Below are 20,845 nucleotides of genomic sequence, written 5' to 3'. Positions count from 1 at the left end.
GTCTATCGGGCCTGATCGGACCTTGGACCAGGTGTCTCGCCAGTCGAATGGCCGAAGGACGCCGGAATCCGGCCGGGAGCGGCCCCCCGGGGCGGCCAGGACGGGACGCACATCACTCTCGTGCGGGACGCCGCCCCGGCGTTTCGCCTCGTCGGGGCGGTCGCGGGCGGGCGGTCAGGAGGAGGCGGGGAGCTCCCGCAGCCGGGGCGCCACCAGGTCCCAGACCGTCTCGGCGAGGGCTTCCTTCGGGCCGTACGGGACGGGGGTCTCGGTGCCGTCGGCGGCGAGGACCACGGCCTCGTTCTCCTCCGAGCCGAAGGTCTTGCGCTCGCCGACCTCGTTGACGACGAGGAGGTCGCAGCCCTTGCGGGCGAGCTTGGCGCGGCCGTTGGCGAGCACGTCGTCGGTCTCGGCGGCGAAGCCGACGACGACCTGTCCGGGCAGGGCCCGGTCGGCGGCCAGCTCGGCCAGGATGTCGGGGTTGCGGACCAGCTCGACGGTGGGAGCTCCCCCGTCGTCGGTCTTCTTGATCTTCCCGGTGGCGTAGGCGGCGGGCCGGAAGTCGGCGACGGCGGCGGCCATGACGACCGCGTCGGCGTCGGCGGCGGCCTTGAGGACGGCCTCGCGGAGCTGGACGGCGGTGCCGGCGTGGACGACGTCGACGCCCGCCGGGTCGGTCATCCCGGTGTTGGCCTCGACGAGGGTGACCCGGGCGCCGCGCGCGGCGGCGGCACGCGCGAGCGCGTATCCCTGCTTTCCGGAGGAGCGGTTGCCGAGGTAGCGGACCGGGTCGAGGGGCTCGCGGGTGCCGCCCGCGCTGACCACGACGTGCCGTCCGGCGAGGTCGGGGGCGGTGACGCCGCGGGCCAGGACCCGGCGGCAGAGCTCGAAGACCTCGACCGGGTCGGGGAAGCGGCCCTTGCCGGTGTCGACGCCGGTGAGGCGGCCGACGGCGGGCTCGACGACGACGGCGCCCCGGCGGCGCAGGGTCGCCACGTTCTCCTGGGTGGCCGGGTGCTCCCACATCTCGGTGTGCATGGCGGGGGCGAAGACGACCGGACAGCGCGCGGTGAGGAGCGTGTTGGTGAGGAGGTCGTCGGCGAGGCCGTGGGCGGCCTTGGCCAGCATGTCGGCGGTGGCGGGGGCGACGACGACGAGGTCGGCGCCCTGGCCGATGCGGACGTGCGGCACCTCGTGGACGGAGTCCCAGACCTCGGTGGAGACGGGGTTGCCGGAGAGGGCGGACCAGGTGGCGGCGCCCACGAAGTGGAGCGCGGAGTCGGTGGGGACGACGCGGACGTCGTGGCCCGACTCGGTCAGCCGGCGCAGCAGCTCGCACGCCTTGTAGGCGGCGATGCCGCCGCTCACGCCCAGAACGACCTTCGGCTTGGTCACGGCTGTCACTCCCCGCGCTCGTACGCGTCCTCGGATGCGTTGCGGCTCCAGTATTTCCGAGTCCATGAGACACCACAGGCCCGGCGGACGGGCCGCCGGGCCTGGAGTGACGAACGCAACGCTTACTGGACGGGGCCCTCGACGGCCTCGGAGGTCAGCAGACCCGCGTTGATCTCGCGCAGGGCGATCGAGAGCGGCTTCTCGTGGACGTGCGTGTCGACGAGGGGACCCACGTACTCCAGCAGGCCCTCACCGAGCTGCGAGTAGTACGCGTTGATCTGACGCGCGCGCTTGGCCGCGTAGATCACGAGGCTGTACTTCGAGTCCGTGGCCTCGAGCAGCTCGTCGATCGGCGGGTTGATGATGCCCTCGGGCGCGGTGATGGAAGAGGACACGCTCTACCTTCCGAAGATGGATAAAAGATCAGACTACGTGCATCAACGTTAGCAGCTCGCGCGCGACGTCCTCGACGGAGGTGTTGACGAGCGTGGTGTCGAACTCGGACTCCGCCGCGAGCTCGACCTTGGCCGCGTCCAGGCGGCGCGCGATCACCTCGGGGGACTCGGTGCCGCGGCCGGTGAGGCGGCGGACCAGCTCCTCCCAGCTGGGCGGGGCGAGGAAGACCAGACGGGAGTCGGCCATGGACTCCTTCACCTGGCGGGCGCCCTGGAGCTCGATCTCCAGGAGCACCGGCTCGCCGGCCTCCAGGCGCTCGACGACCGCGCCGCGGGGGGTGCCGTAGCGGTTGCCCGCGAACTCGGCCCATTCGAGGAGCTCACCGTTGGCGATCAGCTTGTCGAACTCGTCGTCCGAGACGAAGAAGTACTGGACGCCGTGCTTCTCGCCGGGGCGGGGCTTGCGTGTCGTGGCGGACACCGAGAGCCAGACCTCGGGGTGGACCTTGCGCATATGAGCGACGACCGTGCTCTTGCCGACCCCTGAGGGGCCGGAGAGCACGGTCAGCCGCGGACGTGCCTCTGCTGCCATGAGGCGATTATTCCAGTAGCGCCGGGGTGCCCGGGACTCCCGTCCCGGACGGACCCCCGGCCGGGGCGCCGGGTCAGGCGCCGGCGCCGCCGAACTCGCGCTCCAGGGAGGCGATCTGGTTGGAGCCGAGACCGCGGACGCGGCGGCTCTCGGAGATGCCGAGGCGCTCCATGATCTGCTTGGCGCGGACCTTGCCGACGCCGGGGAGGGATTCGAGGAGCGCGGAGACCTTCATCTTGCCGATGACGTCGTTCTCCTGGCCCTGCTTGATGACCTCGTGGAGGGAGGCGCCGGAGTGCTTCAGTCGATTCTTGACCTCGGCCCGCTCCCGGCGAGCCGCGGCGGCCTTTTCGAGCGCGGCTGCGCGCTGTTCAGGGGTAAGGGGCGGAAGAGCCACGCCTACGTCACCTCAGATGTCGATCTGTCGGATACGGACCGGTGAGGGACCTGGTCGCCCCACACCAGTGGAGCAACGATCAACGACGTGACCGTTGAACGCCTGCTCTGCTCCGGAGACTAGCGGCCGAGGCCGCTCCAGTCAGCGAGAACAGCGGAAAAGTCCTGGTCAGCCTCAGCCGACCAGGACTTTTCCGACATTACCACCGTGATTTCTGTCAAGATTTCGTCAAGTGCGGGGAGGCGCTGGGGGCTCCCGCGGCCCGTCGCGGCCGTCCGCTCCCACCTGCGGGGATGAGCCGGACGGCCGCGGCGGGCGGTCAGCCCGCGACGGCCGCCCGGATCTCGTCCGCGTAGCGCGCGGCCGCGTCCCGCAGAGCGGACGCGTCCGGTCCGGCGCGGAGCACGCCCCGGCTCACGTTCGGGACGACGTTGCGCACCGCGGCGCCGAAGACGACCGGGAGGTCGGCCGGGGTCGCGCCCTGGGCCCCGATGCCGGGGGCCAGCAGGGGGCCGTTGATGTCCAGGTCGAAGGAGGACAGGTCGCCGAGGGTGGCGCCGACCACCGCGCCGAAGGAGCCCATCGGGGTCTCCCCCGCGTTCTCCTCGGCGAGGTGGGCCAGCATCGTGGCGCCGATGGTCCGGCCGTCCTCGCGGACCGCGCGCTGCACCTCGGCGCCCTCCGGGTTGGAGGTCAGGGCGAGGACGAAGAGGCCGGCGCCGGACTCCCGGGCCAGGTCCACGGCGGGCTTCAGGGAGCCGTAGCCGAGGTACGGGGAGACGGTGAGCGCGTCGGAGAAGAGCGGGGAGTCCTTCCGCAGGAACGTCTCCGCGTAGGCGGCCATCGTGGAGCCGATGTCGCCGCGCTTGGCGTCCATGACGACCAGGCCGCCGGCCGCGCGCAGGTCGGCGGTGGCCCGCTCCAGGACGGCGATGCCGCGCGAGCCGAAGCGCTCGAAGAAGGCGGCCTGCGGCTTGAAGACGGCGACCGTCTCCGCCAGCGCCTCGACCACGGTGTACGTGAAGCGCTCCAGGCCCGCGACGTCGTCGGCGAGCCCCCAGGAGCCGAGCAGGGAGGCGTGCGGGTCGACGCCGACGCAGAGCGGGCCGCGCGCGTCCATGGCGGCGCGCAGGCGGGCGCCGAAGGATTCCTGGGTCACTGGGCGGCCTTTCGGTGGTCGGCGCCGACGGCCTCGGCGAGGGTGGCGTACGGGGAGGCCGCGAGGCGCGCGGCGAGGCCCTGGTGGATCGCGCGGGCGTAGAAGGGGCCCTCGTAGATGAAGGCGCTGTAGCCCTGGACCAGGGTGGCGCCGGCGAGGATCCGCCGCCAGGCGTCCTCGGCGTTCTCGACGCCGCCGACGCCGACGAGGACGATCCGGTCGCCCACGCGCGCGTACAGGCGGCGCAGCACCTCCAGGGAGCGCTCCTTGAGGGGGGCGCCGGAGAGGCCGCCGGTCTCCTGGACGAGGGCGGGCGCGGAGTTCAGGCCGAGGCCCTCGCGGGCGATGGTGGTGTTGGTGGCGATGATGCCGTCCAGGCCGAGTTCCACGGCGAGGTCGGCGACGGCGTCCACGTCCTCGTCGGCGAGGTCGGGGGCGATCTTCACCAGGAGCGGGACGCGGCGGTCGGTGACCGTGCGGTCGGCGGCCTCGCGGACGGCGGTGAGCAGCGGGCGCAGCGACTCGGTGGCCTGGAGGTTGCGCAGGCCGGGGGTGTTCGGGGAGGAGACGTTGACCACGAGGTAGTCGGCGTGGGCGGCGAGCCGCTCGGTGGACTTCACGTAGTCGGCGGCGGCGTCGGCCTCCTCGACCACCTTGGTCTTGCCGATGTTGACGCCGACGACGGTCCTGAAGACGGGCACGCGCGCGTGGAGGCGGGCGGCGACGGCGGCGGAGCCCTCGTTGTTGAAGCCCATGCGGTTGATCAGGGCGCGGTCCGGGACGAGGCGGAAGAGGCGCTTCTTGGGGTTGCCGGGCTGGGCCTCGCCGGTGACGGTGCCGATCTCGACGTGGTCGAAGCCGAGCATGGCCATGCCGTCGATGGCGACGGCGTTCTTGTCGAAGCCGGCGGCGAGGCCGAAGGGGCCGTGCATCCGCAGGCCGAGGGCCTCGGTGCGCAGCTCCTCGTGGCGGGGCGCGAGGACGGCGGCGACGAAGGTGCGCAGGACGGGGGTCCGGGCGGCGAGGCGGATCCAGCGGAAGGCCGCGTAGTGGGCCCGCTCGGGGTCCATGCGCTTGAAGACCAGGGCGAAGAAGAGTTTGTACATGCGGGTGGCTCCAGGTCATGACGAGGGGGACACCGCGGTCCTGCCGGTGTCCCCCTCCTCGTACGGGCTGCTAGTCGCGGGCCGCGGTCAGGTGCTCCGCGTGCTCCTGGAGCGAGCGGACCCCGACCTCGCCGTGGGTGAGGGCGTCGATGCCCTGGACGGCCGCGGCGAGCGCCTGGACCGTGGTGAGGCACGGGACGCCGCGGGAGACCGCCGCCGTACGGATCTCGTAGCCGTCGAGGCGGCCGCCGGTGCCGTACGGGGTGTTGACGATCAGGTCGACCCGGCCGTCGTGGATCAGCTGGACGATCGTCTTCTCGCCGTTGGGGCCCTCGCCCTCGCTGAGCTTGCGGACGACCGTGGCGTTGATGCCGTTGCGCTTGAGGACCTCGGCGGTGCCGGAGGTGGCGAGCAGCTCGAAGCCGTGGGCGACCAGCTCGCGCGCCGGGAAGATCATCGAGCGCTTGTCGCGGTTGGCGACCGAGATGAAGGCGCGGCCCTTGGTGGGCAGCGGGCCGTAGGCGCCGGCCTGCGACTTGGCGTAGGCGGTGCCGAAGACCGCGTCGATGCCCATGACCTCGCCGGTGGAGCGCATCTCCGGGCCGAGGACGGTGTCGACGCCGCGGCCGTGCACGTCGCGGAAGCGCGACCACGGCATGACGGCCTCCTTGACGGAGATCGGCGCGTCGAGCGGCAGGGTGCCGCCGTCGCCGTTCTTCGGCAGCAGGCCCTCGGCGCGCAGCTCGGCGATGGTGGCGCCGAGCGAGATGCGGGCGGCGGCCTTGGCCAGCGGTACGGCGGTCGCCTTCGAGGTGAAGGGGACGGTGCGGGAGGCGCGCGGGTTCGCTTCGAGCACGTACAGGATGTCGCCGGCCATGGCGAACTGGATGTTGATCAGGCCGCGGACGCCGACGCCCTTGGCGATGGCCTCGGTGGAGGCGCGCAGCCGCTTGATGTCGAAGCCGCCCAGCGTGATCGGGGGCAGGGCGCAGGCCGAGTCGCCGGAGTGGATGCCGGCCTCCTCGATGTGCTCCATGACGCCGCCGAGGTAGAGCTCCTCGCCGTCGTAGAGGGCGTCGACGTCGATCTCGATGGCGTCGTCGAGGAAGCGGTCGACCAGGACCGGCCGGGTGGGGCTGATCTCGGTGGACTCGGCGATGTACGCCTCCAGGCGCGCCTCGTCGTAGACGATCTCCATGCCGCGGCCGCCGAGCACGTACGAGGGGCGGACCAGGACCGGGTAGCCGATCTCGTCGGCGATCTTCTTGGCGGCGGCGAAGGTGGTGGCGGTGCCGTGCTTGGGGGCGGGCAGGCCGGCCTCCTCCAGGACGCGGCCGAAGGCGCCGCGGTCCTCGGCGGCGTGGATGGCCTCCGGGGAGGTGCCGACGACCGGCACGCCGTTGTCCTTGAGGGCCTGGGAGAGGCCGAGCGGGGTCTGGCCGCCGAGCTGGACGACGACGCCGGCGACCGGGCCCGCGAGGGTCTCGGCGTGGACGATCTCCAGCACGTCCTCCAGGGTGAGCGGCTCGAAGTAGAGCCGGTCGGAGGTGTCGTAGTCGGTGGAGACGGTCTCGGGGTTGCAGTTGACCATCACGGTCTCGTAGCCGGCGTCGCTCAGGGCGAAGGAGGCGTGGACGCAGGAGTAGTCGAACTCGATGCCCTGGCCGATGCGGTTGGGGCCGGAGCCGAGGATGATCACGGCGGGCTTCTCGCGCGGCGCGACCTCGGACTCCTCGTCGTAGGAGGAGTAGAAGTACGGGGTCTTCGCGGCGAACTCGGCGGCGCAGGTGTCGACCGTCTTGTAGACCGGGCGGACGCCGAGGGCGTGCCGGACCTCGCGGACGACGTCCTCGCGCAGGCCGCGGATCTCGGCGATCTGGGCGTCGGAGAAGCCGTGGCGCTTGGCCTCGGCGAGGAGCTCGGGCTCCAGCTTCTCGGCGCCGGCCAGCTCGTCGGCGATCTCCTTGATCAGGAAGAGCTGGTCGACGAACCACGGGTCGATCTTGGTGGCGTCGAAGACCTCGCCGGGGGTGGCGCCGGCGCGGATGGCCCGCATGACGGTGTTGATGCGGCCGTCGGTGGGGCGGACCGCCTCGCGCAGCAGCTCGGCCTTGTCGCCGGGCTCGCCGGTGAAGGCGAACTGGCTGCCCTTCTTCTCCAGGGAGCGCAGGGCCTTCTGGAGGGCCTCGGGGAAGTTCCGGCCGATGGCCATGGCCTCGCCGACCGACTTCATGGTGGTGGTCAGCGTGGAGTCGGCCGAGGGGAACTTCTCGAAGGCGAAGCGGGGGGCCTTGACCACGACGTAGTCGAGCGTGGGCTCGAAGGAGGCCGGGGTCTTCTCCGTGATGTCGTTCGGGATCTCGTCCAGGGTGTAGCCGACGGCGAGGCGGGCCGCGATCTTGGCGATCGGGAAGCCGGTGGCCTTGGAGGCGAGGGCGGAGGAGCGGGAGACGCGGGGGTTCATCTCGATGACGATGACCCGGCCGTCCTCGGGGTCCACCGCGAACTGGATGTTGCAGCCGCCGGTGTCGACGCCGACCTCGCGGATGATCGCGATGCCGATGTCGCGGAGGATCTGGTACTCGCGGTCGGTGAGCGTCATCGCCGGGGCGACGGTGATGGAGTCGCCGGTGTGGACGCCCATCGGGTCGAAGTTCTCGATGGAGCAGACGACCACGACGTTGTCGTTCCTGTCGCGCATCAGCTCCAGCTCGTACTCCTTCCAGCCGAGGATGGACTCCTCCAGGAGCACCTCGGTGGTCGGGGAGAGCGTGAGGCCCTGGCCGGCGATGCGGCGCAGCTCCTCCTCGTCGTGGGCGAAGCCGGAGCCGGCGCCGCCCATGGTGAAGGAGGGGCGGACGACGACGGGGTAGCCGCCGAGGGTGTCGACGCCCTTGAGGACGTCGTCCATGGAGTGGCAGATGACCGAGCGGGCGGACTCGCCGTGGCCGATCTTGGCGTTGACGGCCTCGACGACGCCCTTGAAGAGGTCGCGGTCCTCGCCCTTGTGGATGGCCTCGACGTTGGCGCCGATGAGCTCGACGCCGTACTTCTCCAGGACGCCCTGCTCGTGCATGGAGATCGCGGTGTTGAGCGCGGTCTGGCCGCCGAGGGTGGGCAGGAGGGCGTCGGGGCGCTCCTTGGCGATGATCTTCTCGACGAACTCGGGGGTGATCGGCTCGACGTAGGTGGCGTCGGCGATCTCCGGGTCGGTCATGATCGTGGCCGGGTTGGAGTTGACCAGGATCACCCGCAGGCCCTCGGCCTTGAGGACCCGGCACGCCTGGGTGCCGGAGTAGTCGAACTCGGCGGCCTGTCCGATGACGATCGGGCCGGAGCCGATGACGAGGACGGACTGGATGTCGGTGCGCTTAGGCACGCTCGGCCTCCATGAGGGTCACGAAGCGGTCGAAGAGGTACGCGGCGTCGTGCGGGCCCGCGGCCGCCTCGGGGTGGTACTGGACGGAGAAGCCGGGCTGGTCGAGCAGCTGGAGGCCCTCGACCACGTCGTCGTTCAGGCAGACGTGGGAGACCTCGGCGCGGCCGAAGGGGGTCTCGGAGACCTTGTCGAGGGGCGCGTCGACGGCGAAGCCGTGGTTGTGCGCGGTGACCTCGACCTTGCCGGTGGTGCGGTCCTGGACGGGCTGGTTGATGCCCCGGTGGCCGTACTTCAGCTTGTAGGTGCCGAAGCCGAGGGCGCGGCCGAGGATCTGGTTGCCGAAGCAGATGCCGAAGAGCGGGGTCTTCCGCTCCAGGACGGCGGTCATGAGCGCGACGGGGCCGTCGGCGGTGGCCGGGTCGCCCGGGCCGTTGGAGAAGAAGACGCCGTCCGGGTTCACCGCGTACACGTCGTCGGCGGTGGCGGTGGCGGGCAGCACGTGGACCTCGATGCCGCGCTCGGCCATCCGGTGCGGGGTCATGCCCTTGATGCCGAGGTCGATCGCGGCGACGGTGAAGCGCTTCTCGCCGATCGCGGGGACGACGTACGGCTCCTTGGTGGCGACCTCCTCGTAGAGGCTGGCGCCCTTCATGTGCGGCTGGGCCTGCACGCGGGCCAGCAGCTCGGCCTCGGGGGCGAGGGCCTCGCCGGAGAAGACGCCGGCGCGCATGGAGCCGCGCTCGCGCAGGTGGCGGGTGAGGGCGCGGGTGTCGATGCCGGAGATGCCGACGACGCCCTGGGCGACCAGTTCGTCGTCGAGGCCGCGGGTGGCGCGCCAGTTCGACGGGATGCGGGCGGGGTCGCGGACGACGTAGCCGGAGACCCAGATGCGGGCGGACTCGTCGTCCTCGTCGTTCCAGCCGGTGTTGCCGATCTGGGGGGCGGTGGCGACGACGATCTGGCGGTCGTACGACGGGTCGGTGAGGGTCTCCTGGTAGCCGGTCATGCCGGTGGAGAAGACGGCCTCTCCGAAGGTCTCCCCCACGGCCCCGTAGGCGCGGCCGCGGAAGGTGCGGCCGTCCTCCAGGACGAGTACGGCGGGAGCCAGGGCTCCCCGGGTGGAGGTCGTCATCGTGCGATGCCTTCCGTCGTTTCGATCATGGAGTTGATGGCCTCGGTCCAGTCCGTCTGCTCGGCCGCCCGGTCGGAGCGGAAGCCGGAGTCGAGGAGGGTGCCGCCGTGCTCCCAGGTGATGATCAGGAGCCCGCCCTCGGTGAGGACCTTGCCGGCGATGCCCTTGTCGAGGCGGGCCTCGCGCAGGGCGGCGGCGGGGATCAGGAAGTCGTCCGCGCCGGGGCGGACCACCGAGATCCCGGTGTCGGTGAGCGTCAGCTCGGCGCGGCTGCGGGTGCCGAGGCCGTGGGCGACGATCCGGTCGAGCCACTGCCCGGCGGTGGTGGAGCCGTGGTAGCGGCCGCTCATGGTCAGCTTGGCCGCACCGGGGGCGTCCGGCACCTCGGGGAGCGGCGGGAGGTCCGACTGGAGGCTGCCGCGCCACTTCCAGCCCTGCCGCATGAGCCAGTAGACGAAGGCGACGAAGAGGAGGAGTCCGACGACCCAGCCGATGCGGCCGGACCAGTCGGTGACCTCGGCCGACTTCTGCTCCGCGGCGAGGACCGCGCTTGCGATGGTGTGTGTCACGCCAACTTCCCGTCCATGACCGTTGCCCGGCCCCGCAGGAAGGTGTGGGTGACGCGTCCCGGCAGCTCGCGGCCCTCGTAGGGGGTGTTGCGGCTGCGGGAGGCGAAGTCCGCGGGGTCCACCGTTCCACGGTAAGCCGGATCGACCAGGACCAGGTTGGCGGGCTCACCAGCCGAGACGGGCCGTCCGTGGCCGGTGGCGCGGCCGATGCGGGCCGGGGCGAAGGACATCCGGTCGGCGACGCCGGCCCAGTCGAGGTGGCCGGTCTCGACCATCGTCTGCTGGACGACGGAGAGCGCGGTCTCCAGGCCGACCATGCCCATGGCGGCGGCGGCCCACTCGCAGTCCTTGTCCTCGTGCGGGTGGGGCGCGTGGTCGGTGGCGACGATGTCGATCGTGCCGTCGGCCAGCGCCTCGCGGAGGGCGAGGACGTCCTTCTCGGTGCGCAGCGGCGGGTTGACCTTGTAGACCGGGTTGTAGGTGCGGACCAGCTCGTCGGTGAGGAGGAGGTGGTGCGGGGTGACCTCGGCGGTGACGTCGATGCCGCGGGACTTGGCCCAGCGGACGATCTCGACGGAGCCGGCGGTGGAGAGGTGGCAGATGTGGACGCGGGAGCCGACGTGCTCGGCGAGGAGGACGTCGCGGGCGATGATCGACTCCTCGGCGACGGCGGGCCAGCCGCCGAGGCCCAGCTCGGCGGAGACGATGCCCTCGTTCATCTGGGCGCCCTCGGTGAGGCGGGGCTCCTGGGCGTGCTGGGCGACGACGCCGCCGAAGGCCTTCACGTACTCCAGGGCGCGGCGCATGATGACGGCGTCGTCGACGCACTTGCCGTCGTCGGAGAAGACGGTGACGCCGGCGGCGGAGTCGTGCATGGCGCCGAGCTCGGCGAGCTTCCTGCCCTCCAGGCCGACGGTGACGGCGCCGATGGGCTGCACGTCGCAGTAGCCGGCCTCCTTGCCGAGCCGGTAGACCTGCTCGACGACGCCGGCGGTGTCGGCGACGGGGTGGGTGTTGGCCATGGCGAAGACGGCGGTGTAGCCGCCGGAGGCGGCGGCGCGGGTGCCGGTGAGGACGGTCTCGGAGTCCTCGCGGCCGGGCTCGCGCAGGTGGGTGTGGAGGTCCACCAGGCCGGGGAGGAGGATCTGGCCGGCGGCCTCGATCACGGTGGCGCCCTCGGCGCTCAGGCCGGTGCCGACCTCGGCGATGGTCTCGCCGTCGACGAGGACGTCCTGGGCCTCGCCGCCGAGCACCTTCGCACCACGGATCAGGATCTTGCTCATGGTTCTTACTTCTCCTCGACGCGGGTGGGGGCGGTGGCGGGCTCGGAGCCTCCGAGCAGCAGGTAGAGGACGGCCATGCGGACGGAGACGCCGTTGGTGACCTGCTCGACGACCGTGCAGCGGTCGGAGTCGGCGACCTCGGCGGTGATCTCCATGCCGCGGACCATGGGGCCGGGGTGCATGACGATGGCGTGCTCGGGCATCTTCGCCATCCGCTCGCCGTCCAGGCCGTAGCGGCGCGAGTACTCGCGCTCGGTGGGGAAGAAGGCGGCGTTCATCCGCTCTCGCTGCACACGCAGCATCATCACCGCGTCGGACTTCGGCAGCACGCTGTCGAGGTCGTACGAGACCTCGCAGGGCCAGGTCTCGACGCCGACGGGGACGAGGGTGGGCGGGGCCACCAGGGTGACCTGGGCGCCGAGGGTGTGCAGCAGGTCGACGTTGGAGCGGGCGACCCGGCTGTGCAGGACGTCGCCGACGAGGGTGACGCGCCGGCCCTCCAGGTCCTTGCCGAGCCCGGCGTCGCGGCCGACGAGCCGGCGGCGCATGGTGAAGGCGTCCAGGAGGGCCTGGGTGGGGTGCTGGTGGGTGCCGTCGCCGGCATTGATGACGGGGGCGTCGATCCAGCCGGAGGTGGCGAGGCGGAAGGGGGCGCCGGAGGCGCCGTGCCGGATGACGACGGCGTCGACGCCCATCGCCTCCAGGGTCTGGGCGGTGTCCTTCAGGGACTCGCCCTTGGAGACGCTGGAGCCCTTGGCGGCGAAGTTGATGACGTCGGCGGAGAGCCGCTTCTCCGCGGCCTCGAAGGAGATCCGGGTGCGGGTGGAGTCCTCGAAGAAGAGGTTGCAGATGGTCCGGCCGCGGAGGGTCGGCAGCTTCTTGATGGGCCGGTCGGCCACCCGGGCCATCTCCTCGGCGGTGTCGAGGATCAGGACGGCGTCGTCGCGGGTGAGGTCGGCGGCCGAGATGAGGTGACGCATCATCGGGATTTCTCTCCGGGGTGGGAGGCGTGCGGGCATGCGGGGGCCGGGGTGGTGGCCCGGCCCCGCGCGGGGGCGGCCGGTACGGCTAGGAGGCGGACTTGCCGCCGAGCAGGACGGTGTCGCGGCCGTCCTCCTCGGCGAGGAGGACCTTGACGGTCTCCCGCAGCGACGTGGGGAGGTTCTTGCCGACGTAGTCGGCGCGGATCGGGAGCTCGCGGTGGCCGCGGTCGACGAGGACGGCGAGCTGGACCGCGCGCGGGCGGCCGATGTCTCCGAGGGCGTCGAGGGCGGCGCGGATGGTGCGGCCCGAGAAGAGGACGTCGTCGACGAGGACGACGAGGCGGCCGTCGACGCCTTCCGCGGGGATCTCGGTGCGGCCGATGGCGCGCGCCGGCTTCATCCGCAGGTCGTCGCGGTACATGGTGATGTCGAGGGAGCCGACCGGGATCTTCGCGCCGGTGATCGATTCGAGCTTCTCGGCGAGCCGGCGGGCGAGGTAGACGCCGCGGGTGGGGATGCCGAGGAGGATCACGTCGTCGGCGCCCTTGGCGCGCTCGACGATCTCGTGGGCGATCCGGGTCAGGACCCGGGCGATGTCGGGGGCCTCCAGAACGGGCCGCGCCTCATCGGTGTGCTCGTGCGTGTCCATGAAGAAAGGACCTCCTTCTCCGCCTCACGGGACGGTTCTTAAAGGACGTCGGATGTACGGCGTCCACTTTAGCAGGGTGCCTCGCACGAGCTTTCGCGGGGTCGCCCCTCCCCCGCCCCGACCTGCGGCGGGCCGTCCCCCGGGAGGGGGTGGCGGAGCCCTTTCGGCTTGACGGGAAAGAGTAACGCTGCGTAACATCACGGTGAGTTACCAGCCGCGCGGCGCAGCCGCATGTCGTCACAGCGTCCGGGAGCGTTATGTCCAGCGAATACGCAAAGCAGCTCGGGGCCAAACTCCGCGCCATCCGCACCCAGCAGGGCCTTTCCCTCCACGGGGTGGAGGAGAAGTCCCAGGGCCGCTGGAAGGCCGTCGTGGTCGGCTCGTACGAGCGCGGTGACCGCGCGGTGACCGTGCAGCGTCTGGCCGAGCTGGCGGACTTCTACGGGGTGCCGGTGCAGGAGCTGCTGCCCGGTACGACGCCGGGCGGGGCCGCCGAGCCGCCGCCGAAGCTGGTCCTGGACCTGGAGCGCCTGGCCCACGTCCCCGCCGAGAAGGCCGGCCCGCTCCAGCGCTACGCGGCGACGATCCAGTCGCAGCGCGGCGACTACAACGGCAAGGTGCTGTCGATCCGCCAGGACGACCTGCGCACCCTGGCCGTGATCTACGACCAGTCCCCCTCGGTCCTGACCGAGCAGCTCATCAGCTGGGGCGTGCTCGACGCGGACGCGCGCCGCGCGGTCGCCCACGAGGAGAACTGACCTCCGGGGTCGCCTCTCCCCCGCACTGCAGAAACGTGCCGCCGGGCCCGTGGACGTCTTTCCGACGCCACGGGCCCGGCGGTTTTCCCTGCCCGTACGGCGCCGGAACGGGTCCTCTGGGCGGCCGGGCGCACGCGAAGGGGCCTGCGGGCATCGGGGATGCCGCGGGCCCCTTCGACGAGCCGTGAGGGACGGGACCGGGACCTGTCCGGCCGGCCCCGGCAGGAAGGGCCGGGACAGGCCCTAGGCGTCCGCGTCCCGGCGCAGGCGCGGCTTCAGGTCCTTGAAGCGCGCGAGGAGGCCGTTGACGAAGGCCGGGGAGTCGTCCGTGGAGAACTCCTTGGCGAGCTGGACCGCCTCGTCGATCGCGACCGCGTCCGGGATGTCGTCGACCCAGATCAGCTCGTACGCGGCGAGGCGCACGATGTTCCGGTCGGCGACCGGCATCCGGTCGAGGTCCCAGTCCACCGCGTAGGTGGCGATCAGCTCGTCGATGCGGGCCGTGTAGGGGGCGTACCCCTCGACCAGCTGCATGGTGAACTCGCTGACCGGCGGCTGACGGTCGTCGGCGCGGTGGAGCCGGATCTGGTCCGCGAGGACCTCCTGCACCGAAGTGCCGCGCTGGTCGGCCTCGAACAGGATCTGGAAGGCCCGCCTGCGGGCCTTGCTCCGGGCGGCCACGGTTAGCTGTTCACCCGGCCGAGGTAGTCGCTGGTGCGGGTGTCGACCTTGATCTTCTCACCGGTGGTGATGAAGAGCGGGACCTGGATCTGGTGACCGGTCTCCAGGGTGGCGGGCTTGGTGCCACCGGTGGAGCGGTCGCCCTGGACGCCCGGCTCGGTCTCCGAGATGACCAGCTCGACGGCGGCCGGCAGCTCGACGTAGAGGACCTGGCCCTCGTTCTGCGCCACCAGGGCGGTGAAGCCCTCGATGAGGAAGTTGGCCGCGTCGCCGACGACCTTGCGGTCGATGTGCAGCTGGTCGTACGTGTCCATGTCCATGAAGACGAAGTAGTCGCCGTCCATGTAGGAGAACTGCATGTCGCGCTTGTCGACGTTCGCGGTCTCCACCTTGACACCGGCGTTGAACGTCTTGTCGACGACCTTGCCGGACAGCACGTTCTTGAGCTTGGTGCGCACGAAGGCCGGGCCCTTGCCGGGCTTGACGTGCTGGAACTCGACGACGGACCAGAGCTGGCCCCCGTCGAGCTTGAGCACCATGCCGTTCTTGAGGTCGTTCGTGGAAGCCACGGTTGCGGAATCTCCTGGACTGACGTGGACCGGGAGCCTCGCGCGCCTAGAGGGCGAGCAGCTCCTTGGTCGTGATGGTGAGTAGCTCGGGTCCGCCGTCCGCCTCCTGGCGCACGACGAGCGTGTCATCGATCCGGACCCCGCCCCGGCCCGGGAGGTGGACTCCCGGTTCGACGGTGACCGGCACACAAGCGTCCAGTTTACCCATGGCCGAGGGGGACAACTGCGGGTCCTCGTCGATTTCGAGCCCGACCCCGTGCCCGGTGAGGGGTACGGCGGTCGCCGCGTGGCCCGCCGCGTCCAGGATCTGGCGGGCCGCGCGGTCCACGTCGCGGTACTCCGCGCCGGGTGCCAGGGACTCCCGGCCGGCCCGCTGAGCGGCGAAGACGAGCTCGTACAGCTCGATCTGCCAGTCGGCCGGGGCGGTGCCGATGACGAAGGTGCGGCCGATCTCGCAGCGGTAGCCGCGGTAGTCGGCGCCGAGGCAGACGGACAGGAAGTCGCCCTCCTCGACCCGGCGGTCGGTGGGGCGGTGGCCGCGCCGGCCGGAGTGCGGGCCGGTGGCGACGGAGGTGGGGAAGGCGGCCCCGTCGGCGCCGTGGTCGACGAGCCTGCGCTCCAGTTCCAGGGCGAGGTGGCGCTCGGTCCGCCCGACGAGGATGGACTCCAGGAGTTCGCCGAGGGCCTGGTCGGCGATCTCGGCGGCGATCCGCAGGCAGGCGATCTCGTCCTCGTCCTTGACGACCCGGAGCTGTTCGACGGCGCAGGAGAGGTCGGCGAGGCGGAGGCCGGGGGCGGCGGTGGTGAGGCTGCGGTGGCGGGCGACCGTGAGGTCGTGCTCCTCGACGGCGAGGCCGTCGGCGCCGAAGCCGCGGGCGAGCCGGGCGGCGGCGACGGCCGGGTCCCCGCCGCCGAGCGGCAGGCGCTGCTGGCGCAGGACCTCGTCGAGCCGCCCGTCGAGGGGGTCGCCCTCGGCGGAGGCGGGCCGCAGGAGCACGTCGGCGCCGGGCTCGGGGCCGACGAGGAGGACGGCTCCGGGCGGCGCCCCGCCGGTCAGATAGCGGACGTTCGCCGGGCGGGAGACCAGGGCCGCCGCGTTGCCCGCTGCCGCGCACCGGTCGCGCAGCCTGATCCGGCGGTCCGCATACACCTGTGACATGTCTTCGAGCCTACGAGCCGGTCCGCGCCCCGGCCCGTCGGCGGCGTCCGACCGGGGAACGCCGCCCTCCCGGGGTGCCCCGCCGGTTCCCTAGGGAGCGGGCGGGGCGGCTATCGCGCGGGCGAGGGCCTCGTCGAGGAGCCGGGCGGTGGCCTCCACGTCGAGCGCCGAGTTGTCGATGATCGGGAGGCCGGAGCCGTACCAGCCGGCCATCCGGCCGTGTATCGCGGCGACCTCCTCGTCGGAGAGGCGCCGGTTGCCGGAGCGCTGGGCGTTGCGCTCCAGGACGACCTCCAGGCCGGGGAGGAGGACCACCGGGAGCAGGCCGGGGCCGACGTGCCGCTTCCAGCCGCCGAGGCCGACGACGGGCCGGTCGGGGAAGACGGCGTCGTCGACGATGCAGGAGATGCCGTTGGCGAGGAAGTTGCGAGCGGCGAAGCCGCAGGTGCGGCGGGCCAGCCGGTACTGCGCCTCGGAGTGCTCGTTCCAGCCGGACTGGGGGTCGGCGAAGCCGGAGCAGACCCATTCGCGGACGTCGTCGAGGCTGATGTGGGCGGTGGGGACGGGCCGGCGGCGCGCCCAGTGCCGGGCGACGGTGGTCTTGCCCGCGCCGGCCGGTCCGATGAGCAGGACGGCGAGGGTGGTGGCGCCGGTGCCGGGCCCGTGGTCGGCGACCGGGACGGGCGGGGGCAGCGGGACGGCGCCCGTGGCGTGGGCGGGGGCGGCGGTGTACGGGGGCGGCACGGGGCCGGTGCCGTGCGGGGGCACGGGGCCGGTGGCGCCGCCGCCCCAGCCCGGTCCGCCGCCGGCCGGGGGCGGACCGGGCCGGACGGCCGGGTGCACGCCGAGCCGGCCGCCGGGCGCGCCGGGCGGCGGGCCCGGATAGGGCGCGGTCCGCGGGGGCGGGGGTACGGGTCCGTGTCCGGCGGCCGTGTCCGGCCGTTCGGGCGGTGGCAGCGGTGCCCCCACTGCGTGCTGCATCCGGTGCCACTCCGTCTCGTCGGCCTGGTGCGTCGGTCTGCGTCCCGGTCGTCCGGGGATGCCAAAACGTTACCGCCCCGTCCCCCCGCTCGGGGAACGCCCCGGACCCCGCGGAAAGTGCCCGCCCCGCCCCGGCCGCGCGGCACGCCCGCGGAACCGGAACCGCGCGGGGCGCGTACGGGCCCGGGGTCCATGGGCGGGCTCCCTCGTACCGGCGCCCTCGCGGGGGGGCGCGGACGAGCCGAGGCGGAGCCCGTACCGGCCGAAGCGGAGCGCGTACGGCCGGGGGCCCGGCGGCGTACGCGTACGGCCCCCGGGGTGCGCGACCGGTCGGCCGGGCCCCGTGGGGGTCCGGCCGGCCGGGCACGCGGGGCCGTTCAGCCCTCCGCGGCGAGTTCCTCGGCGAGGGCGCGCAGCGCGAGGCGGTAGGAGCCGATGCCGAAGCCGGCGATGGTGCCGGTCGCGACGGCGGCCACCACCGAGGTGTGGCGGAACTCCTCGCGGGTGTACGGGTTCGAGATGTGCACCTCGATCAGCGGGGCGGTGCGCTGGGCGGCCGCGTCCCGCATCCCGTACGAGTAGTGCGTGAAGGCGCCGGGGTTGAGGACGACCGGGATCCGCCCGTCGGCCGCCTCGTGCAGCCAGCGGATCATCTCGCCCTCGTCGTTGGTCTCCCGGACCTCGACCGCGAAGCCGAGTTCGCCGCCGAGCTTCCCGCAGGACTCGACGAGCCCCCGGTAGGAGGTGGCGCCGTAGATGTCGGGCTCGCGCGAGCCGAGCCGGCCGAGGTTCGGCCCGTTCAGCACCAGGACGCGGCGCGGCTCCCCCGTACCGCTCATCCGGCGATCTCCCCGTACGCGGAGACGAGGACGGCCGGGTCGGGGCCCTCCAGGACGGCGGGCTTGGCCAGTCCGTCGAGGACGATGAAGCGCAGCAGGTCGCCGCGGGACTTCTTGTCCACCTTCATCGTCTCCAGGAGCTTGGCCCACTGGTCGCCCCGGTAGGTGAGCGGCAGGCCGACGGAGTCCAGGACGGCGCGGTGCCGGTCGGCGGTGGCGTCGTCGAGGCGGCCGGCGAGGCGGCCGAGCTCGGCGGCGAAGACCATGCCGACGGAGACGGCGGCGCCGTGCCGCCACTTGTACCGCTCGTTCTTCTCGATGGCGTGCGCGAGGGTGTGCCCGTAGTTGAGGATCTCGCGGCGGCCGGACTCCTTGAGGTCGCCGGAGACGACGTCGGCCTTGACCTGGATGGAGCGGACGATCAGCTCGGCGGTGTGCGGGCCGGCGGGCGTCCGGGCCGCCTGCGGGTCCTCCTCGATCAGGTCGAGGATGACCGGGTCGGCGATGAAGCCGGTCTTGATGATCTCGGCGAGACCGCTGACGAAGTCGTGGACCGGCAGCGACTCCAGCGCGGCCAGGTCGCACAGGACACCGGCCGGCGGGTGGAAGGCGCCGACGAGGTTCTTGCCCTCGGCGGTGTTGATGCCGGTCTTGCCGCCGACGGCCGCGTCCACCATGCCGAGGACGGTGGTGGGCACGGCGATCCAGCGGACGCCGCGCAGCCAGGTCGCGGCGACGAAGCCGGCCAGGTCGGTGGTGGCGCCGCCGCCGACGCCGACGATCACGTCGGTGCGGGTGAAGCCGGTCTGGCCGAGCGCCTTCCAGCAGTAGGCGGCGACCTCGGCGGTCTTCGCCTCCTCGGCGTTCGGCACCTGGATGGCGACGGCCTCGTACCCCTGCTCGGCGAGGTCCTCGCGCAGCGCCTCGCCGGTGCCGGCGAGCGCCTCGGGGTGGATGACGGCGACCCGCCGGGCCTTGTCGCCGATGAGGCCGCCGAGCTCGCCGAGCAGCTGCCGGCCGACCAGCACCTCGTACGGCTCCGTGCCCTCGCTGCCACCGATCCGGATGCGGGTCGGTTCCTGGTCCGTGCTCATGCGTCCTTCAGCTCCAGTGCGTCGAGGACCGCCTCGGCGACCTCTTCGGGGGTGCGGGCGTCGGTGGCGACGACGGCACGCGCGACTTCTTCGTACAGGTGGCGGCGGGCGTCCATGAGTTCCCGCCACTGCCGCCGGGGGTTGACGGCCAGCAGCGGCCGGGCCACGCCGAGCCCGACCCGGCGCACGGCCTCCTCCACGTCCATGGAGAGGTACGCGACGGGCAGCCCGGCCAGCAGGGCGCGGGTGCCGGCGTCGAGGACGGCGCCGCCGCCGAGGGCGAGGACGCCCTCGTGCTCGGCGACGGCGGCGGCGACGGCCGCCTTCTCCAGGGCGCGGAAGCGCTCCTCCCCGTCCTCGACGAAGATGTCGGAGATCTCGCGGCCCTCGGCGGCGACGATGTCGGCGTCCGTGTCCCGGTAGGGCGCGCCGAGCCGTTCGGCCAGGAGCGCGCCCACCGTGGACTTGCCGGAGCCCATCGGGCCGACGAGGACGACCAGGGGTCCGCCGGTCACCGGATGCGCAGGTGGTCGAGGTAGCCCTGGACGTTGCGGCGGGTCTCGGGGACCGAGTCGCCGCCGAACTTCTCCACGACGGCGTCGGCGAGGACGAGCGCGACCATGGCCTCGGCGACGATGCCGGCGGCCGGGACGGCGCAGACGTCGGAGCGCTGGTGGTGGGCGGCGGCGGCCTCGCCGGTGGCGACGTCGACGGTGGCGAGGGCGCGCGGGACGGTCGCGATCGGCTTCATCGCGGCGCGCACGCGCAGCAGTTCGCCGGTGGTGAGGCCGCCCTCGGTGCCGCCGGAGCGGCCGGAGGTCCGCTTGATGCCGTCCTCGGTGCGCACGATCTCGTCGTGGGCCTGCGAGCCGGGCACCCGGGCGAGGTCGAAGCCGTCGCCGACCTCGACGCCCTTGATGGCCTGGATGCCCATGAGGGCGGCGGCGAGCCGGGCGTCGAGACGGCGGTCCCAGTGGACGTGGGAGCCGAGGCCGACGGGCACGTTGTAGGCGAGGACCTCGACGACGCCGCCGAGGGTGTCGCCGTCCTTGTGGGCCTGGTCGATCTCGGCGACCATCGCCTTCGACGCGTCGGCGTCGAGGCAGCGGACCGGGTCGGCGTCGAGCTTCTCGACGTCGGCGGGGGTCGGGTAGATACCGTACGGGGCCTTGGCGGCGGCCAGCTCCACGACGTGGCTGACGACCTCGATGCCGGCCGCCTCCTTGAGGAAGGAGCGGGCGATGGCGCCGAGGGCGACGCGGGCCGCGGTCTCGCGGGCGCTGGCGCGCTCCAGGATCGGGCGGGCCTCGTCGAAGCCGTACTTCTGCATGCCGGCGAGGTCGGCGTGGCCCGGCCGGGGCCGGGTCAGCGGCGCGTTGCGGCCGGTCTCCTTGAGCTCGGAGGGGTCGACCGGGTCGGCCGACATGACCTTCTCCCACTTCGGCCACTCGGTGTTGCCGACCATGACGGCGATCGGCGAGCCCAGCGACAGGCCGTGCCGTACGCCGCCGAGGAAGGTGACCTCGTCCTGCTCGAACTTCATCCGGGCGCCCCGTCCATAGCCGAGGCGCCGCCGCGCGAGGTGGTCCGCCACCAGCTCGGTGGTGACCGGGACGCCGGCGGGAAGACCCTCCAGCGTCGCGACCAGCGCGGGTCCGTGGGACTCCCCAGCGGTCAGCCAACGCAACCTGCTCAACGATGCTCCTCATGCTCGCGCCTGGGCAC

At 72.7% G+C, this 20,845-nt stretch carries 21 protein-coding genes; 1 reads left to right on the top strand and 20 read right to left on the bottom strand.

The genetic code is table 11. The annotated features are described in order from the left end of the window. Positions 1-174: 174 nt before the first annotated feature. The 12 genes from coaBC to pyrR form a co-directional block, all read right to left on the bottom strand. Positions 175-1,395, bottom strand: coding sequence for a bifunctional phosphopantothenoylcysteine decarboxylase/phosphopantothenate--cysteine ligase CoaBC (gene coaBC / locus IE219_RS12510; protein ID WP_189976714.1), 1,221 nt, complete (start codon positions 1,393-1,395; stop codon positions 175-177). A gap of 122 nt (positions 1,396-1,517) precedes the next feature. After that, positions 1,518-1,790, bottom strand: coding sequence for a DNA-directed RNA polymerase subunit omega (rpoZ, locus tag IE219_RS12505; RefSeq protein ID WP_030493615.1), 273 nt, complete (start codon positions 1,788-1,790; stop codon positions 1,518-1,520). A 28-nt stretch (positions 1,791-1,818) separates the two neighbouring features. Further along, positions 1,819-2,382 (bottom strand): guanylate kinase, encoded by a 564-nt coding sequence (gene gmk, locus IE219_RS12500; RefSeq protein WP_189976713.1) that lies wholly within the window; start codon positions 2,380-2,382, stop codon positions 1,819-1,821. Positions 2,383-2,455: 73 nt separating this feature from the next. Continuing rightward, a complete protein-coding gene (locus IE219_RS12495) occupies positions 2,456-2,779 on the bottom strand; it encodes an integration host factor (RefSeq protein WP_030493613.1) in 324 nt (107 codons plus the stop codon). 319 nt (positions 2,780-3,098) lie between these two features. Next, positions 3,099-3,938 carry an orotidine-5'-phosphate decarboxylase gene (pyrF, locus tag IE219_RS12490; RefSeq protein ID WP_189976712.1) on the bottom strand — a complete coding sequence of 280 codons (840 nt, stop codon included), beginning with the start codon at positions 3,936-3,938 and terminating at the stop codon, positions 3,099-3,101. Then, positions 3,935-5,044 (bottom strand): quinone-dependent dihydroorotate dehydrogenase, encoded by a 1,110-nt coding sequence (locus IE219_RS12485; RefSeq protein ID WP_189976711.1) that lies wholly within the window; start codon positions 5,042-5,044, stop codon positions 3,935-3,937. The genes pyrF and IE219_RS12485 overlap by 4 nt, the downstream gene beginning before the upstream one ends. Before the next feature lie 70 nt (positions 5,045-5,114). Then, positions 5,115-8,423, bottom strand: a complete 3,309-nt coding sequence (gene carB / locus IE219_RS12480) for a carbamoyl-phosphate synthase large subunit (protein WP_189976710.1) — start codon at positions 8,421-8,423, stop codon at positions 5,115-5,117. Beyond that, positions 8,416-9,555 (bottom strand): glutamine-hydrolyzing carbamoyl-phosphate synthase small subunit, encoded by a 1,140-nt coding sequence (gene carA, locus IE219_RS12475; protein WP_189976709.1) that lies wholly within the window; start codon positions 9,553-9,555, stop codon positions 8,416-8,418. Before carA ends, carB begins: the two co-directional genes overlap by 8 nt. Further along, positions 9,552-10,124, bottom strand: coding sequence for a PH-like domain-containing protein (locus tag IE219_RS12470; RefSeq protein ID WP_189976708.1), 573 nt, complete (start codon positions 10,122-10,124; stop codon positions 9,552-9,554). The genes carA and IE219_RS12470 overlap by 4 nt, the downstream gene beginning before the upstream one ends. Then, positions 10,121-11,407: a dihydroorotase gene (locus IE219_RS12465; RefSeq protein WP_189976707.1), complete on the bottom strand. Its 1,287-nt coding sequence runs from the start codon at positions 11,405-11,407 to the stop codon at positions 10,121-10,123. The genes IE219_RS12470 and IE219_RS12465 overlap by 4 nt, the downstream gene beginning before the upstream one ends. A gap of 5 nt (positions 11,408-11,412) precedes the next feature. Beyond that, positions 11,413-12,390, bottom strand: coding sequence for an aspartate carbamoyltransferase catalytic subunit (locus tag IE219_RS12460; RefSeq protein ID WP_189976706.1), 978 nt, complete (start codon positions 12,388-12,390; stop codon positions 11,413-11,415). Positions 12,391-12,475: 85 nt separating this feature from the next. Beyond that, entirely contained in the window at positions 12,476-13,039 is a 564-nt protein-coding gene (gene pyrR / locus IE219_RS12455; protein ID WP_189976705.1) for a bifunctional pyr operon transcriptional regulator/uracil phosphoribosyltransferase PyrR, read from the bottom strand. Positions 13,040-13,296: 257 nt separating this feature from the next. Here pyrR and bldD point away from each other — a divergent pair, with 257 nt between their 5' ends. Next, positions 13,297-13,797, top strand: a complete 501-nt coding sequence (gene bldD, locus IE219_RS12450) for a transcriptional regulator BldD (protein WP_189976704.1) — start codon at positions 13,297-13,299, stop codon at positions 13,795-13,797. A gap of 243 nt (positions 13,798-14,040) precedes the next feature. Here bldD and nusB read toward each other — a convergent pair whose 3' ends face one another. The 8 genes from nusB to aroC all read right to left on the bottom strand — a co-directional run bounded on the left by nusB (position 14,041) and on the right by aroC (position 20,816). Beyond that, on the bottom strand, positions 14,041-14,478 hold the full coding sequence (nusB, locus tag IE219_RS12445) for a transcription antitermination factor NusB (protein WP_189976703.1): 438 nt from the start codon (positions 14,476-14,478) through the stop codon (positions 14,041-14,043). Between the two features lie 2 nt (positions 14,479-14,480). Then, a complete protein-coding gene (gene efp / locus IE219_RS12440) occupies positions 14,481-15,047 on the bottom strand; it encodes an elongation factor P (RefSeq protein ID WP_189976702.1) in 567 nt (188 codons plus the stop codon). Positions 15,048-15,093: 46 nt separating this feature from the next. After that, positions 15,094-16,206 carry a M24 family metallopeptidase gene (locus IE219_RS12435; protein WP_189976701.1) on the bottom strand — a complete coding sequence of 371 codons (1,113 nt, stop codon included), beginning with the start codon at positions 16,204-16,206 and terminating at the stop codon, positions 15,094-15,096. Between the two features lie 90 nt (positions 16,207-16,296). Continuing rightward, the gene (locus IE219_RS12430) at positions 16,297-17,187 is read right to left on the bottom strand and encodes an AAA family ATPase (protein WP_189976700.1); all 891 of its coding nucleotides are present in this window, start codon (positions 17,185-17,187) and stop codon (positions 16,297-16,299) included. Positions 17,188-17,564: 377 nt separating this feature from the next. Next, positions 17,565-18,026 carry a type II 3-dehydroquinate dehydratase gene (locus tag IE219_RS12425; protein ID WP_189976699.1) on the bottom strand — a complete coding sequence of 154 codons (462 nt, stop codon included), beginning with the start codon at positions 18,024-18,026 and terminating at the stop codon, positions 17,565-17,567. Then, positions 18,023-19,120, bottom strand: coding sequence for a 3-dehydroquinate synthase (aroB, locus tag IE219_RS12420; protein WP_189976698.1), 1,098 nt, complete (start codon positions 19,118-19,120; stop codon positions 18,023-18,025). The genes IE219_RS12425 and aroB overlap by 4 nt, the downstream gene beginning before the upstream one ends. Further along, a complete protein-coding gene (locus tag IE219_RS12415) occupies positions 19,117-19,635 on the bottom strand; it encodes a shikimate kinase (RefSeq protein ID WP_189976697.1) in 519 nt (172 codons plus the stop codon). Before IE219_RS12415 ends, aroB begins: the two co-directional genes overlap by 4 nt. After that, positions 19,632-20,816, bottom strand: a complete 1,185-nt coding sequence (gene aroC, locus IE219_RS12410; protein ID WP_189976696.1) for a chorismate synthase — start codon at positions 20,814-20,816, stop codon at positions 19,632-19,634. Before aroC ends, IE219_RS12415 begins: the two co-directional genes overlap by 4 nt. Positions 20,817-20,845: the final 29 nt, after the last annotated feature.

This window comes from Streptomyces termitum (genome assembly GCF_014650175.1).
Taxonomy (GTDB): Bacteria; Actinomycetota; Actinomycetes; order Streptomycetales; family Streptomycetaceae; genus Streptomyces; species Streptomyces termitum.
Note: the sequence above shows the minus strand (reverse complement) of the source record. Positions and strands in the feature narration are given on the sequence as shown.